Annotated in this window: 10 protein-coding genes; 2 read left to right on the top strand and 8 right to left on the bottom strand. The window is 60.4% G+C overall.

Translation table 11 applies throughout. The features are described from left to right. Nucleotides 1-249: 249 nt before the first annotated feature. The 8 genes from JIN84_RS13730 to JIN84_RS13695 all read right to left on the bottom strand — a co-directional run bounded on the left by JIN84_RS13730 (nt 250) and on the right by JIN84_RS13695 (nt 13,123). Nucleotides 250-897, bottom strand: a complete 648-nt coding sequence (locus JIN84_RS13730; RefSeq protein WP_200351611.1) for a response regulator — start codon at nt 895-897, stop codon at nt 250-252. Next, nucleotides 894-3,443 (bottom strand): LamG-like jellyroll fold domain-containing protein, encoded by a 2,550-nt coding sequence (locus tag JIN84_RS13725; RefSeq protein WP_200351610.1) that lies wholly within the window; start codon nt 3,441-3,443, stop codon nt 894-896. Before JIN84_RS13725 ends, JIN84_RS13730 begins: the two co-directional genes overlap by 4 nt. Before the next feature lie 47 nt (nt 3,444-3,490). After that, on the bottom strand, nt 3,491-4,186 hold the full coding sequence (locus tag JIN84_RS13720; RefSeq protein ID WP_200351609.1) for a hypothetical protein: 696 nt from the start codon (nt 4,184-4,186) through the stop codon (nt 3,491-3,493). A gap of 83 nt (nt 4,187-4,269) precedes the next feature. Beyond that, on the bottom strand, nt 4,270-7,785 hold the full coding sequence (locus JIN84_RS13715) for a pilus assembly PilX family protein (RefSeq protein WP_200351608.1): 3,516 nt from the start codon (nt 7,783-7,785) through the stop codon (nt 4,270-4,272). A 233-nt stretch (nt 7,786-8,018) separates the two neighbouring features. Next, the gene (locus JIN84_RS13710) at nt 8,019-9,335 is read right to left on the bottom strand and encodes a hypothetical protein (protein ID WP_200351607.1); all 1,317 of its coding nucleotides are present in this window, start codon (nt 9,333-9,335) and stop codon (nt 8,019-8,021) included. Nucleotides 9,336-9,404: 69 nt separating this feature from the next. Then, the gene (gene hemL / locus JIN84_RS13705; protein ID WP_200351606.1) at nt 9,405-10,694 is read right to left on the bottom strand and encodes a glutamate-1-semialdehyde 2,1-aminomutase; all 1,290 of its coding nucleotides are present in this window, start codon (nt 10,692-10,694) and stop codon (nt 9,405-9,407) included. A gap of 34 nt (nt 10,695-10,728) precedes the next feature. After that, the gene (locus tag JIN84_RS13700) at nt 10,729-12,021 is read right to left on the bottom strand and encodes an NAD(P)/FAD-dependent oxidoreductase (protein ID WP_200351605.1); all 1,293 of its coding nucleotides are present in this window, start codon (nt 12,019-12,021) and stop codon (nt 10,729-10,731) included. A gap of 94 nt (nt 12,022-12,115) precedes the next feature. Further along, nucleotides 12,116-13,123, bottom strand: a complete 1,008-nt coding sequence (locus tag JIN84_RS13695; RefSeq protein WP_200351604.1) for a polyprenyl synthetase family protein — start codon at nt 13,121-13,123, stop codon at nt 12,116-12,118. A 105-nt stretch (nt 13,124-13,228) separates the two neighbouring features. On the opposite strand from JIN84_RS13695, the gene JIN84_RS13690 reads away from it, so the two are divergent. Together JIN84_RS13690 and JIN84_RS13685 are read left to right on the top strand one after the other, a co-directional pair. Further along, nucleotides 13,229-13,990 (top strand): 3-keto-disaccharide hydrolase, encoded by a 762-nt coding sequence (locus JIN84_RS13690; protein ID WP_200351603.1) that lies wholly within the window; start codon nt 13,229-13,231, stop codon nt 13,988-13,990. Nucleotides 13,991-14,143: 153 nt separating this feature from the next. Continuing rightward, nucleotides 14,144-16,555, top strand: coding sequence for a hypothetical protein (locus tag JIN84_RS13685; protein ID WP_200351602.1), 2,412 nt, complete (start codon nt 14,144-14,146; stop codon nt 16,553-16,555). Nucleotides 16,556-16,580 lie beyond the last annotated feature (25 nt).

Genomic DNA, 16,580 nt, shown 5'->3' with positions numbered 1-16,580 from the left:
GGAGTATTACACAAATAACACATCATAAATACATTACGCCGCAACAAAAGTATCAAATTCACCGCTCGCAATGACCGGATCTCCGCATCGGAATGACCGTGGAGGCATTCCGGAAGATGATCCCGCGAACGCAATTCCGGAAAAAAACATGAATCGCCACGAGGCATTCGTGACAATGGCCCTGCCAGGCAAATCCGGAAGTCCGTCAAATGGCGCCGACAAACCTATCGGTCCGCGATGTCGCGCGGGTCATGAATCCGCGGCGCGGCCCATGTATTTGAGGATCGCCTCGCTACGCGTCCGCACATGGAGCTTGCGATAGATGTTTCCCAAATGGAACGCGACCGTATCGATGCGGATTCCAAGTTCGCTGGCGATTTCCTTGTAGAAATATCCTTTCACCAACAGGTCCAGGGTCTCCGTTTCGCGCTGGGTGAGATGGAAATCCTCCCCCGGCTCCTGCACCGGCATCCGGAAATGCTGGACCACCTTCCGCGCGATGGCACTGGACATGGGAGCGCCACCGGCGAGCACGTCATCGAGAGATTCCAACAAACGCGAATGCACGTCCCGCTTGAGCACATAGCCGGAAGCACCCGCCGCCAGCGCTTCGAACACACGCTCCGCATCCTCAAACACCGTGACCATGAGAAACTGGGTGTCCGGGCACAGCGGCTTGAGTTTCCTCACCAGTTCGATGCCCGACATCCCCGGAAGCTGGATGTCCGCGATGACCGCGTCCGGCGGATCCTTCGGAATCGCCTCCAAGGCGGACTCCGCCCGCACGTGGCAGCCGCTCACCTGCCAGGACGCGGTGGTGGCGACGGTTTCCAGAAAAGATTCCCTGAAGAGGGAATCATCTTCGACAATGACAACTCGGTACGGTGCGGCGTTCATGAATTCAAGAGCACTGGAACTTTCGGCAGAGGACAACGCAAAACGACCCGTGTCCCTTTTCCCGGAGCGGAATCCATTTCACAGGTCCCCCCCATTTCCCTCGCGCGGGAGAGGAGGTTGAGCAGGCCGTTGCCGGCATCGGGATTGTCCAGATCAAAACCCGCGCCGGTGTCGTTGATGAAGGCGGCGAGCGTCCCACCTTCCACCAGCAGTTGCAGGGATGCCTCGCATGGACCGGCGTGCTTCAGAATGTTGTGCAAGGCCTCTTTCACCGCCAGGGAGAAATGATGCCGGAAGTCCGAACGCAGGGCGACGGCGGGCAGGTCCGTGGGAATGGAAATCCGCAAGGTGACCGGAGCCTCGCGGAAAATTTCCTGCGCCAGTCCCGACAGGTGACCGGCGAGATGTTCCAAGGTGTCGTTGGAAGGATTCACCGCCCACACCAGGCCATCCATGGCCCACACCAGATCGGTGGCGGCCGACTCCAGGCGGACGGCCTGCCCGCGCGCCTTGGATGGATCCCGGTCGATCGCCTGGCGCACGACGGATGCGGCGTGTTTCAGGAGGGAGACACGCGTGCCGAGGTCATCATGCATGTCCCGTGCGATGCGCGCGCGGTCCCGCTCCACCGCGTTCGACATGCGGATGATGGAAAGACGGTGCCTCGACCGGCGCTGGTAGTTCAGGAAAAGTCCCCACCCGATCACCACCACGATGCCCGCCACGACCAGCGGCATGAACCATGCCTGTTTCCAGTAGGGCTGGCGGATGACGATGGGGAACGCCAGTTGTGTCGTACGGTTCAGCGGATGATCCGTCACCGCGATGGCACGGAAGGTATATTTCCCGGAAGGGACGTTCATGTAGGTCGCATGAAGTGCGGCGCCCGAGATGACGTTGAACGCCTCCGACCAGGAAATCAGGAAAGTCTCCCCGCCTTTCGATGGCCGGACGGGCAGGGCCTGGCTGCATGTCCACAACCCGGAATGGCTCTGCTCGGCATCCAACAAACCGAGAGCGGGTGCGTCGGCCAACATCAGCCGGGCGATGGCGGGTTCGCTGCCGCCCCGCGTCCAGCCCGCCGGAATGCCGCCGATCTGGTCGGTACGCTCGCCCCTGCCGAAGTCGCCGTTCACCCAGAGATTCGTCTCCGGCTTCCCGGACCTTGTCAGCGCGAGATCATCGATGACCCAGCAACCCGTGGTGTCCGGAGCACCCGAGGACATGATCACGCGCAGGCGCCGCGTGCCTTCCGGGACATACAGGGGCTCCGTCCTGCGCCGCATCGGCGAGTCCACCACATCGCTCTCCCAACCCGGACTGGAGCGAGTCGTTGAAAAAACCGTACGTCCCAAAAGCACGTTCCCCTCTCCCAACATTTCCCAGGTCAGCGTCATTCCGCGGGCGGTGGGATTCCATTCCTCATCCAGCCCCTCGAGCCGGCACTTCACCGCCACCGGGTCCGCGAGCTCGCCCACGGGAAAACCAAAGTCGAAATCCAGCCGGTGAGTGCCCGGCCCGAGAACCAGCGGAACTCCGCTCTGCGGTCTCAGAACCATGGATTCGTTCACGTAAACCTGATGCAGGGTCAGGCCCACCTGCATTTGCAACGGTCTTGTCGCCGCGAGCAGGTCAATCGCACGGGCCTTCTCTTCCGGACTGACGAAGAAAAAGTCGTAGGGCCGCCGGGCGATGCTGCTGATGCGGACCTCGTCGATGCATCCGGGAAAGTATTCAAAAGGCCCGAGCTGGTTGAACTTTCCCGAGTTGCCGATGGCGAAGTCCCCCAGTTCCCGGCGCAGGTCCGCGGTGAGGGTGCCACGGCCTATCAGATTCGCCGACTGCTCGGCCGAGTCGAGACGGGTCCAGTAAAGCTTGAGATTGTCCGAAGCGTTTTCATTTCCGTCATAGGTCACGGCGACGTGGAACCATTCTCCGGTCCGGATGGCATGCCTTCCCGTGGTGGGGATCGTGGCAAGCCCGCCTCCCCTCACGGCATCGCCCGCGATGGGGACGAACGAAAGGAAGCCCGGTTTCTCAATACGGAACAGGAACACCCGGTTCGCCTGGTTGTCGTCATCCATCGTGACGATGTCCGCCGCATAGCTGGGCGAATTCGCGGGGAGCACGTCCAGCCTGACGATGGCTTCGATCGTGAACGCCCCATCCGGCCCCATCACGGGAAAGGGCGCGTTCACATTGTCCTTGCCCGTGTTATCGAGTTCGGGCTTCGCCAGCAAGATCGGACCATAGGGACGGTCGATCCCCGGCTCGTCCTCAGGGGTATGCGCGAACGAAACCGCAGAGCCGAATCCCTCGAGCGATTTTTCACCCGCATGCGCGCCATTGAGCATTCCCCTCAATGCGGTCGGGATGGCTCCAGCATCCTCAAACGGCGGAGCCGGCTCGTCGAAATGCCAGAGATGGAGCGTGTTCGGATCCGCCTTGTAGGGCAGGAAGGCGGGTGCGGCGGACGAGAGACCCGTGGCCGACAAACCCGCGGCGACAATGAGAACCTTCAGCATGTCACGGGCTGTGGATTTCATGCGCCGGTCGGGAAACAACCGAAAGGTTTTCGGCGGGCGTTCTTCAGTCACTGGCTCTTTTCGACAGGAGCCCGGAAGTCCTTGAACCCGATGAGTTCCGGAGTCGCGCCGTTGGCACCGCCGTAGAGAAACACCACGGTCCGGGTGTCCGGGTCGTGCTCCCACTTGGTTTGGCAGATCGGGTAGAGACGCTTGTCGTTGGGAAGCGAATAGGAGATGGAAACGTCATAGGGTTCCCTGCCGGAAGCGGGCGCATCCGTGACGGCTCTCGACTGGGCTTTCAACGCGAGCTTCTGGCTGCCCAGTTGCCCCCCTACCGCACTCGTCGTGAGATTATACCACATCATCTGGCCCTTGCGGAATTTCTGCACGCTGGCGTCGATGACCTGCAACTGCACCGGGACCACCTGGTTTTTCGGATCGCTGGAGGCGATGAGATAGAAATCCTCGATTCCCGCGGCGACTTTTCCCGCCGGAGCTCCCGCGGGCACCTGCTCCACCTTGGTGACAGGTGCGGTGAGCAGGCGGAGGGTGACATCTCCGTTCGCCACCACATAGACATCGGAAAAATTCATCTTCGGCAGTTCCACCTCCTGCGAGGTCGTGCCGTCGAACAGGTATAGCTTCTTGGGAGCGTTCGCCGGAGGATTCAGGAACACCACCCGGCACGTGCGTTTGGCCGACTTGTCCTGGGCGGTGGCGACCAACGGGAACAGTAAAAGGAGCAATAGTAGATAACGCATGAATATGACGGTTTTTCTGGAAACTATGGAGCGGCGGATGATGTGTCAAAAATTAACCCTGTGAAAATCCGGCAGAAACATCTTCAGATCTCGTTGTCCGCGAGCCAGCGGAATGATACCATCTCATAACGGCGTCCGAAGAGTTCGTTCGCAGGCAGCTTGACGGGAACGGCTCCGGAGGCATTGGAATAAGCGGCCGCGTCGTTGGCCGGATCCACATATTCCCTGCTGCGGCGGACGGTCGCCTCGCAGGTGGCGCGTGCCTTGATGATGGTTCCACCCGCATCCCGGCAGTCGCCATAGGCACGGATGGTGAAGGTATCGTCGCGCGCCGACAAGATGGGAGCGATGGGCCGCAGGATGTCGGCCTGGCGGGTCCAACCTGGCAGGCCATAGAGACGGTACCCCACGGCAGCCTTGGGATACAGATAACCGCTCTGCCCGGGGGGCGGATTTTCGGTCGCCAGATTCACCGTCCCTTGCGTGGCCAGGCTCTGGACCACCTGAAACGGATTCTGGCTGCTCTCCGTAAGTTTGTTGAGCGCGGTCTGGATCGCACCTGCCATCGCGAGGCCGTCGTCATCCGACAACTGGCGGTTCACGAACTCCGACAGCGAGAGGAACGGGCCGCGCAGCCGCACTTGTTTCACGATCTCTCCGGCGAGGAAGTCCAGCTGACCGGCTGTGAACTTGCGGTAACCGGCGAACTGCGCGCTGTTCCCGAACGCCCCCGAAGTTCCTCCTTGCCGGGCTTCCACATCACCCGCCACGCTGAAGCGGCTGAACGCATAGTCCTCCAGGCTGTCGGAAAGCTTCGGCGAGCCGGATGCCCCGATATGGGGAATCCTCTGGTTCCGCGCATGACCCAGCAGGGCGCGCCACGCCGTCACCGAGGTGGAATTGACATTGAACATGCCCTCCACTTCCAACCGCGAGGCAATGGTCTTCCAACTGGTGGCACTGTTGGTTCCGATGTTCTGGGTGGAGAGTGTGGTCGCCATCTGGGGATCAAGGGCCACCGCGGCCTTGTCTTTTTGAGACGGCTTGTAGGCGCGGTTCGCCAGCGGGTTCTCATTATCCTTGAGGAGATTCTCATACAAGGTCTTCGCATTGGAAGTGTTGGGGGGAGTGCCGAAATCCGAAGGCTCCCTCGCCAGAGACGAACAGAACCAGTCGTCGAACAGAACGTGGTTCAGACAATAGGAGTCGTCATGCTGGAGATTGACCGCTCCCCTTGAAGACGAGCCGTTGACCACGGCTTTCCGGGGAATGAGCGGGGTGGCATCACTATTTCCCACCAGATTGTAAGAATAGGGAGGGATCGGATTTTCAAACCGGGCATCCCAGTTCTGCAACTCGGCCAAGGAAGCAAGGGGACGTCCCGGCAGTTCGGAAACGATGCAACGCGACAGGCCGTCGGCCTTCTTGTAACCCGTCACGATATAACCCGAGTTCTTCGCGGGTTCGACGTCCGGGACGACGGTGCCCACGCCGTCGGCGATCCCTTGGAAGCTGAATTCGAAGGGGGAGTTCACATTGTGATTCACTCCGGGATAGGAATAGCCGATGTCCACTTCCTGTGTGGCCTTCTCGCCCATGGCGGTGTAGCCCACGAACGGGCTGGACTGCACGAACCCCTTCGATGGCATGTGGGTGTTGCTGGCCATGCGGGCGCCGAAGGAGACCGAGAGGAACTTCACCGGAGCGCTTGCCGCGGCGGCCATGGTGGGCTGAGGGAACTCGGCAGCATCCTTGGCCGGATAGGACGCCCTCGCGATCTCCGGCTTGTAGAGCATGCGGTAGGCCAGCAGGATGTCGTTGCTGTTCAGATCACCCCGCAGGACATCGAGATACATGCCGACTCCCAAAACCGGATCCTTGTATTGGGCATCGAACGACATGCTGGTGGTGATCTTGCTGTTGGCCGCGGCCGCCGCGGTGGTCACACCCTCGGCCACCACATAACTTTTCCCGCCCGACGGCTGGTAGCCCGCCATGAGGATGTTGCTGTTGGCGGGCGGACTGAAGACCTTCGCTTCCCCCGGTGCGAACGTCACACCTCCGTTGAGCTGGAATTTTTCCGGGGTGGTCATGGCTCCCTTGACAGTGCCGCCCTGGCTCGACTCCCGACTGTCCTGGACAGTGACCCTTTTCGGCAGGGTCGCACCTCCGACCGTGTAGGTCATCAGCGGTGGCAGCGTTCCCTCCATTCTGAAAGTCAGGGTTTCCGATTGCAGCGACACGTTGTAAGGATTCCACATGGTGATCACCGGAAGCACCTGGAGGCACAGATCCAGCTTGCCCGGCTGGGTGGCGCTGCCTTTTGCAAAGTGGGAGTAGATCCACTGCACCCGGGCGATCACCGGCATGACCCGCACGGTGTGGATGAAGGTCCCCTGGGAACCGTTGATCCCCGTGGCATTGATCTTCCCGGTCATGTTTCCGGTGGCCTTGGACATGTTCCGGTACAAGCTGGCGTAATTCACGAGATTCGCCCAACTGCCGATCGCGGGAAAGCTGTAGATCGCCACGTTCGTGCCGCCTTGCGGAGTGCGGTAGCTGCTCCATGGATAGAGCAGGGAGGTCGACGGGGTGGGACTGTTCGCGCTCGCCATGCGATACATCAGATCCTTCTTGGTATTGACCCGGAAAAACGACAATCCGGAGGAGGTCTGCGTCACGTTCTCGGACATGAGATTCAAATCCTTCCTCCAGCCACCGGTCGCGGTATTGGTGAGCAAACCGACCGAGTCCGTGGAAAGATCGTAGAAATGCTCGCGGGAGGTCCGGTTGTGGGCGGGTTTCGGGCTGGTCAGCAAATCGCTTTGCTGGATGCTCGTCACCTTGTCGGCGGGAGCCTGCTCGCCGGGCTCGGTCAGTGATGGATGGTTCAGCAATGCGGCATCGAGACCGAACGGAGCCGGATCGCTCACGGAGTGTGTCTTTGCGAGGACGGACCACAGCGCGGTGCTAGTGTCCTTTTCCGGAGCGTATGGCCGGGGCAGACGGGCCTTCTGGTTCTCGCCACCCACCCACCATGCGAACGATCCCCGGGATTTGTTGACGACAAGGGATTGCGGCGTGAGGTGGATCTGGCGCTTGTCCGCGTCCCTCGTGCCCACCGTATTCTCACCGATCAAGGCGACACGGTCGCCGGAAGCGGCGGTGGTTTCGGGCAGTTCGTTCATTTCCTGCTTCAGCTTTTCCTTATGGTCCGAGGTGAGCCACCCCAGAAACTTGCCCTGCTTGTGATTGGAATAGTTCGGAGCGATCGGACGTCCGCTTGAATCGTGGTCATCCCCCATCCAACTCTCCCAAACCCCCAGCACCTGGGGATTATTTTCGTCGAGAATATCGGCACGGGCCGTCACCCGCGTATCCGGTCCGGTGGTTTTCTGAAGCTCTCCGATCGCCAGCATGAGGGCCATGCGCGCGTTCGCCCGGGCCACCGACATGTCGGAGGTCTGGCCCGATGTCCGCAGGCTCACAGAACCGAGTGACAGAAGTCCTACCGCGATGACCGTAAGAAGGATCATCATGGACAGGGTGACGACGAGCGCGAAGCCGCTGGGTCTGGCGGTCCGGGTCTTGGCTTTCATGGGATTTGGCAGGGTTTTGGGGTTTTGAAAATCAGCGGGCTAAGATCGAACGACATCACAATGAGATTACAATGTGTATCGATTGACCACGTCACCAGGAGGGTGCGCGATCCAATCCGAGCAAATGTAAATACCGATTTATCCTCCCCCCGTATACTCCACGTTTATTTAGGGTGGGAGGGAATTGAGCGTTTCAGCCCATCACCTTTTCGTGTGATATACTGATTATCAATTTACTCGGATTGAACCACCCTCACCCGCACAAAGCGCGCCTCCGTGTCATCATTCGAAACCGAATCCACCACTTTCACCCGCTCCCACCGGCTGTTGATCGAGGTTATCGTCGCCACTCCAACCGCCTGCCAAGTGACCATGTCTGACGTAAATTCCACAATATAAGACAATTCCGAACCACTATCCGACTTTCGCCGGACGAATTCGATTGTGAGATGATCCGAGCCGGAAAGGGTTTCCATCCCCTTCACCGGCAACCCCTGCAATCCTGTCGCCGGAACGGTGACAGTGCGCCCGTTGAACGTCGGGTCGAGATTCAGGGCGAATTCCAACAGATTGTTGATCCCGTCATGATCGAAATCGCCAGAAGGCCCTGAAGTGGCGGAGGTCGCGATCTCCGCAGGTGAAAAATACAGTTTCTGCCAGGCAGCGTAATTTTCACTCGAAGGTGCCCCGCTTGCTCCCGTCACACTGGCGATCCACGACTGTGACGCCGAAATACGCGTGCAGAAGAAACGAGAAGGAACATTGGCCGGGCCCGACACGAATGTCCATTGTCCATTGTACACATAAAGTTCACGTTGGTCGAAGATTGCCGCAGGAAAATCCGCGCCAGCCTCCGTCGTCTTATAAGGACCTTGCACGGCGTAGTTGATACCCGCCAGACGCCACAAGCCGTTTTCCAGCACGAAGAGTCCGCCGCCGGAATCTCCCGTAGATAAATGACATTCCTCGGGCAGCCCCGGGTTATCCATCAGCCCCGGGTTATCCATATTGCAATAGAGCAACTGCCCCTCGATCGGACTTCCATTGATGACGCCCTCGACTTCATTGCGCCCCCACCGCTGGACCTGGTCCGAGCTCCCCCATTTCCATCCCTTGAGCACGTCGTTCACGATCACCTCATCCCCACGCCGCGTCCCCCTGCCGATGATCGTGGCCGTGGTCCCCGTATCGCCTGAGGCCGTGGCAAGCGGCGCGTAGGTGGGAAATGGCTTGGAGTGATCCACTTCCCAAATCTGCAGGTCCGTGTTCGGACTGGGATGCGCGGCGATGGTGGTGTAGCTGTCACCGTGGAAGTCCAGCACGTCTCCCACGTTTCCACCGACGTGTTTGGCGGTGATGAAAAAATACGGTGCGATGGGAACACCGAGAGACCAGGTGAATTTCCCCTCATACTGCCAGCCCGAGTTATCCCCCGGAGTCGTGGTATTCCGGGTGTGATCCTGCGGCCCCAGGAAAATCACCGCCTGGCCCGTCCCGCAAGCCGCGAAATAGAGTACCGCCGCGAACCGAGACCACGCGCGAGATTTCATCCCGGCAGCATAACACGCATTGCCGGCGCAGGAAGCGGAAATCTCCCGCTCCCCGACGACCTCCCTGCTTCAGATCTCACCCAACACTTCCTCGAACACCGTCAGGGTGTCGTCCAGATCCGGCTCCGTATGGGCCAGGGAAATGAACCCCGTTTCGTAAGGAGAGGGAGCGAGATAGATCCCCTTGTCGAGGCAGCCCCAGAAGAACTTCCTGAAAAATTCGAGATCCTGTTTCATCACGTCATCCACGTTCACGATGTCCCGGTCGGCGAAAAAGAGACAGAACATCGATCCCACACGGTTGAAGCGGTGCGGGACCCCCTTCGCCTCCAACAGCTGCCTCAGGCCGTTTTCGAAATGCGCGCCGAGCGATTCAAGCCGTGCGAATCCCGAACGTCTCTCCAGCTCACGGAGCTGTGCGAGGCCCGCCGCCATCGCCAATGGATTCCCGCTCAGCGTTCCGGCCTGATAGACCGGGCCGATGGGGGCCAGCAGGTCCATCACCTCCGCCCGCCCGCCGAAGGCGCCCACCGGCAGTCCGCCACCGATGACTTTTCCGAAGCAGCTCAGGTCGGGCGTCAGGTTTTCCAACCCCTGCACGCCGGCCTTGCCAAGGCGGAAGCCGGTCATGACTTCGTCGAAGATCAGCAGCGCCCCATGTTTTTTGGTGATCGAGGAAAGGAGTTCAAGGTAACCGGGCTTCGGAAAAACCAATCCGGCGTTGGCCGGGTAGGACTCCACGATGATCGCGGCGATCTGCTCCCCCCGTGCGGCGAAAAGAGTCTCCAACGCTTCCGGATCATTGTAGGAGAGCACGATGGTTTTCTCCGCGAAGCTCTTCGGCACGCCCGCCGAATCCGGCTCGCCATGGGTGAGCGCGCCCGAGCCGGCGGCGACCAGCAGCGAGTCGCTGTGCCCGTGATAGCAGCCGTTGAATTTCACGATGTAGTCGCGCTTGGTAAAACCACGGGCCAGACGGATCGCGGACATCGTCGCCTCCGTGCCGGAACTGCACATGCGGACCTTTTCCACCGACGGCACCCATTCGCAGATCGTCCGGGCCATCTCCACTTCGAACATGTTCGGGATGCCGAAGGAGACACCGCTCTTCGCCACCTCGTGGATCGTGTTGGTGATGACAACCGGCGCGTGTCCGAGGATGTTCGGTCCCCACGAACCGATGTAGTCGATGTAGTGCTTGCCGTCGATATCCTCGATCCGGCTGCCCGCCGCACGCCGGACGAAAAACGGCTCGCCACCCACATTGCGGAAAGCGCGCACCGGAGAGTTCACCCCACCCGGGATGTATTGCTTGGCAACGGTGAAAATTTTCTGGGAGAGCGGACCTTGGGGAATCATGCCCGGACGATGAATGACGGAACGCGGACGTCCATCACATTTCCCCGGTCTTCCCGGGCGAGGCCACCGCCGGAGGATAGACGATGATGCGGGCTTCCGGTGTGTTGACCACATAGGAGTAGGCCCAGCCCAGCAGGACGGAGAGCTTGTTCCGGAAGCCGATGAGGAACATGATGTGGACGAACAACCAGGCCAGCCACGCGATGAAGCCCTGCAGTTCGAACTTGTCGGTCTTCACCACCGCGTAGTTTTTCCCGATGATGGCCATGATGCCCTTGTCGAAATAACGGAACGCCGGGCGCTTGTCCTCTCCGGAGGCCTGAGCTTTCAAAATCCCGGCGATGTGCCCACCCATCTGCACGGCGGCCGGCGCGACGCCGGGAACCATTTTCCCCTCGCTGTCCTTCATGCTGACGAGATCCCCCGCCACGAAAATATCGGGATGGCCGGGAACGGAGAGATCAGGATCCGGGGTGATGCGTCCGCCCCGGTCCACCGGCACGCCGAGGGATTGGGTGAGAGGACTGGCCGCGACTCCCGCTGCCCAGATGATGGCGGCGGCTTCCAAGGTGGTGCCGTCCTTGAAATCCAGCGCTCCGGCGCGGACTTCCGTCACGCGGGTGTTGTTGCGGACTTCCACACCCAGTTTTTCCAGACGCTTGCGCGCGTAGAGGCTCTGGTGCGGGTCGAAAGCCTCAAGGATGTGTTCCGAACCCTCGATGAGGATGATGCGGAGCCTGCTGGTGTCGATGCGGCGGAAATTCGAACGCAGCGAGCGGTGCACGAGATCGGCGAAAGCACCGGCGAGTTCGACGCCGGTCGGCCCGCCGCCGACGATGGCGACGGTCATGAGGCGGTTGCGTTCCGCCTCGTCGGTGGAGAGCTCCGCCCGCTCGAGATTGGAAAGCACGGTGCGGCGGATGTTCTGGGCGTCCGCCAGCGACTTGAGGCCCAGGCTGTGCCTCGCCCATCCGTCATTGCCGAAGTAGCCGGTCCGCGCGCCTGCGGCGAGAAGAAGCGTGTCGTAGGGATACACGGCCCCGGAACTGCCGACGGCCTGCTTCGCCACCGGATCAATGGAGGAAATCTCGTCCATCAGGACGGTCACGTTCTTTTCGTCCGCCAGGATCTGCCGGATGGAACGGGCGATGTCCGGCGCGGAGAGGGACGCGGACGCCACCTGATAGAGCAGCGGCTGGAAAAGGTGGTGGTTCGTGCGGTCCACCAGAGTGATCTCGAACCGCTCGTCGTTCGCGAGCTTGCGGGCACATTCCAGTCCGGCGAAGCCGCCGCCGATGATGAGGAGTTTGCGGGGCGGTGTGGTCATGCGGTGAAGTCGGGTGATTGGGAAACGGGCGATTATGGACTGCGCCAGAAGGTGCCGCCGTTTTCCCAACTTTCAACCGTCCGCTTCCAACTTCTCAGCGCCTGCACTTTTCCAACAGTCCCGCGAGGAACCAGGTGATCTGCCTGAGCGCGTCGGTGTGGACGGAGTCTGCGAGCGGTGAGAGGTCCTCGCGGCATTCCTCGAGCAGGTTGAGCGCCGTATCCACCGCGCTCTCGATGGCGCCTTCATATTCGGCGATGCCCAGCAGCACCGGCAGATCAAGAGGCTCCTGATCGAGGATGCGCTTGTTCAGCTTCATGCGCTGCGCCTCGGAAGCGGTTTCCAGCAGGTTGAGGATGGGCAGGGTGAGCTTGCCCTTGATGAGATCGGTGCGGAGTGTTTTTCCAACAACTTCCTCAGACCCGACAAGATCAAGGCAGTCGTCGTAGATCTGGTAGGCGGTGCCCAGTTTCATGCCATAGCTGTAGAGCTTGGCCTCGGCCTCGGCATCGAGACCGGAAAGATTGGCCGAAAGTCCGGTGGCGGCGGCAAAAAGCGCTCCGGTCTTCATTTCGATGATGCGGAAGTATTCCGCCTTGGTGAAGGTGAGGTCGAAACGGCGCTGGGTCTGGATGATCTCGCCTTGGCAGACCTCACGGGCCGCGTTGCCCACCTTGCGGCAGATGTCGAGATCGTTGAAATCGGTGGCCAGCGTGAGGGCGTGGGAGAAAAGCGCGTCACCCAGCAGAACGGAAAGCGCGTTGCCCCACTTCGCATTCGCGGTGGGAACCATGCGGCGGGTGTTCGCGCCGTCCATAATGTCATCATGCACAAGCGTCGCCATGTGAATGAGTTCGAGGATGACACCGATTTTCACATGAGCTTCGGTCACCCCGCCGGCGGCACCACCGACAAGGATCGCCAGCGCGGGCCGGATGCGCTTACCCGAGGTATTGCAAACATAAGCCACATAGGGCTCCACGGCGGGATCGAAGGCGCGGACCTGCTCGCGGATGGATACTTCCACCCGCTCGAGTTCGGGGCGTACGAGTTCGAACGGGAAAAGTGTGTTGGGTGGAGTCTGAGCGGAGGTATCTGCCATGGTCGTCGGGCTGCGCCCCCAAAAAGCCACAGACGGGCGCGTCCCGCAACCCGGATCGCATAAGAACTTGAAAGAAGGGGCGGGAAATGACGTTTTTGACCCACCATGAAACCTAACCCGCTGCTTTTCCTCGCCCTTACCATGACTGCCAGCAACGCCCAGAACAAGATCCACGGCTACCCGGACGGCCCCAAACTCCCCGGGGTTCCCTACGTTGTCCACGACCCGGCGCGCCCCCAGCCACGGATCATCGAGACAGCCGGAGCCGTCGTCGTGAAGCCGCCCTCGGACGCGATCGTGCTTTTCGACGGCAAATCGCTCGACGCATGGACTCCCGGCTGGAAGATCCAGGATGGCTCGATGGTCGCGGCGGACCGCGACATCCAGTCCAAGCAATCCTTCGGCGCGGTGCAGATGCACTTCGAGTGGCGGTTGCCGAAAGACCGCAAGGTGGACGGCCAGGGCGGTGGAAACAGCGGTGTGTTCATGATGGGCCTGTACGAGGTGCAGGTATTGCAGAGCAACAACAACAAGACCTATCCGGACGGCCAGGCCGGCTCCCTTTACGGCCAGCTTCCTCCGCTGGTGAACGCCACCTCCCCACAAGGCGACTGGAACAGCTACGACATCACCTTCGTCCCGCCGGTTTATGAGGACGGGAAAGTCACCACTCCTGCCAAGATCACCATTTTCCACAATGGTGTGTGCGTCCAGAACGGCGAATCCTACCTCGGACCCACCGAGCACCGGAAGCTCGCCTCCTATCCGGCGAAACACCCGGAAACCGCACCACTCAAGCTGCAGTTCCACGGCGATCCCATGGAGTACCGCAACATGTGGATCCGCCCGCTCGGCAAGCGCGACTGATACCTTCGGATCATTCCAACCGGAGTGCGGAGCGAAGATCCGAAAACGCCGCCGCTCTCCGGAAATCCCCGCCATATCGCTGCTTTTTCCAATCGGGGAAGCTAACTACTTGCTAGAAGCCACAACAGGGTCTAGCTACACGTATCTATGAAAATGCGTGCGAACTGGCTGATCATTCCTGCGGTGGCCCTCGGCCTCGGAGCCTGCAAAAAAACCGAGGTGGCGAAAGCGCCGGATGCCAAAACGCCGGTGGCCGAGGCGGTTTCCGAAGTCGTTGAGACCGTCACCGGCAAGCAAGTCAGCCCGGAAAAACGCGCGGCCAAGCTCGGCTTCGCGAAACATCTTCCCCAGGACACGGAGGCGCTGCTCACTTTCTACAACGGTTCCAAAATCGCCGAATCCGTCAAAGGCTCGAAAGTCTGGTCGCTTGTCCAAGGCCAGATGAACGGTGGTGGCGATGTCATGGCCACACCGGAAGAGGATGAAATGGATGCTCCGGGAGTCGAAGCTCCCGAAGCTGAACAAGCCGAGGCAGCCGAAGTGGAAGTGGCGGAGGCTCCTGGTGCGGAACAGGAGGAAGCTTCCGCGGCCGGTGACCAGATGGAGGAGCCGGGCGTCGCCGCTGACGAACCTCCCGCCTCTGACGATGCCGAGAACGACCCGCTGCTCGCCGACAAGGTCATCCCTCTTCCGGACGAGGAGGAAACCGCCGGACCCGCCGCGCTTTTCGCGAAGGAAGTGACCGTTGCCTTGGGAAAATCCACCGGTGAACAACTGGGAAATCTCCTTACCTTCAACCGCCGCCAGACCTATTTCCAAATGCGGAGCATCGCGAAATCCTTCGCGGCCGCTGCCAAATCCGGTGATTTCTCCTCCGTGCTCGAAGGGCTTGAGAATTTCTCCGCGGAAACCACCGCCGAGCTTCTCAAGGACCCTCAATCCGGCGTCGCCCTTCTTGAAAAAACCAAATTCCCTCCCCTCTACATCGCCTTCCGCAGCAAGGAAGGAGAGCTCGACACCTCGGCCCAGCTCGTCGCCGCCACTCTCGCGAACGTGAATTTCTTCGGAGACATGTTCGAGCCCGTCACCATCGAGAATTCCGGCTTCAAGCTGGAAGGCTACAAGCTGTCCGGCGCGAAAATCTCCGAAGCACTCGCCGCGGATCGTGCGGGCCTCGAGGAAAACCTGGATGCCGCCACGGTGGACCAGCTTCTTTCCATCGTCGCCAAAAAAGAGATCATCATCGCCAGCGGCACCGTGGGAGATTATGTGGTCCTCTTCTTCGGCGGTTCTGCGGACGACTTCAAGCTCAGCCCGGACCTCGCGGGCTCCATCGTCTCGACCGACTCGCTCGCCTTCACGGACGCCTACGCGTCCAAGGATCTTGCCGCGATCTCCTACGGAGCGAAAGCATCGATGGACACACTGATCGCGACGGCCGGTGGCTTCTCGGACTTCACCAACGGACTGCGTGACGGACTCGCCGGTTCAGAAGGTCTTGGCGACACCCGTGATCTCGAGTCCCTCTTCACCATCGTCGCCGAACGTGAGGCAGCCCTCCGCAAGCTTGCCGGAAACGACGCATCCGGTATCGCCGCCTTTTTCGAAGAAGGTCTTAAAATCGAATCCTACGGCGGCTATGACTCGGGAATGATCGACTGGAAAGCTACCAACAAGCTCGCGCACCTCGGCGCCGGGGATGATGTTTTCCTCTTCGCCAACATGTCGGTGGATGCCGCCTACGACACCAAGTCACGGGAATTCCTCGAGGCCCTCATGGAAACCACTTACGAACTGACATTGAAGGTCAGCGAGATGCCGCTGGAAGGCGAGGAAGCCGCCAAATATCAGGAAATGGTGAAACTGTTCGACTCCAAATTCCGCCCCGACCTGCTCGCCCTCTGGGACGCATTTACCGATGACTTCGGCAACAGCCTTGGCAAGGAAAGCGCGCTCGTCGTCGACCTGAAGGGTGGCCTGCCGACCGTTCCGAACATCCCGAAGGTCGTCGTGGACAAGGCGAAGGCCCCGCGCATCACCGTCATCGCCCCCGTCTCCGACCGCGCGAAGCTCTCCGGCTCGTGGGATAAGATGAACACGACATTGACCGGCACCCTAGCCAAAATCGGTGAAATGACCGGCAACGAAATCCCGATGCAGAAGCCTCTCAGCTCCGAGAAAAACGGCAGCACCACCTGGTTCTTCCCCATGCCGTTCTTCACCGACGACTTCCTTCCCTCCGTCACGGTCAGCGACAAATGGTACGCGGCTTCCAGTTCGAAGGCCCAGGCCCTCGACCTCATTTCCAAGGCGGATGCGGGCGGAGAAACCAGCCAGGGCTTCCACTTCAACGTGAACTTCAAGGCCCTCGAAAAATACGCGCGGGAAAGCTATCAGCTCTTTGAGGAAAACTCGAACGACCTCATCGGCGGCTCCATCTCCGCCGACCAGAAAAAGCTCGTCCAGGACTCCCTCGACATCCTCAGCGACCTCGACAAGCTCACCGTCCACAGCCGCCGCGAGAGCGGTGTCCTCCGCACCAGCGTCCATTTCAAGACGAAATGAACCACGTCACTCCCGATGCATCGGA

This window comes from Luteolibacter yonseiensis (genome assembly GCF_016595465.1).
Lineage (GTDB): Bacteria > Verrucomicrobiota > Verrucomicrobiia > Verrucomicrobiales > Akkermansiaceae > Luteolibacter > Luteolibacter yonseiensis.
The sequence above is the reverse complement of the archived record's forward strand: the minus strand, read 5'-3'. Positions and strand labels throughout refer to the sequence as shown.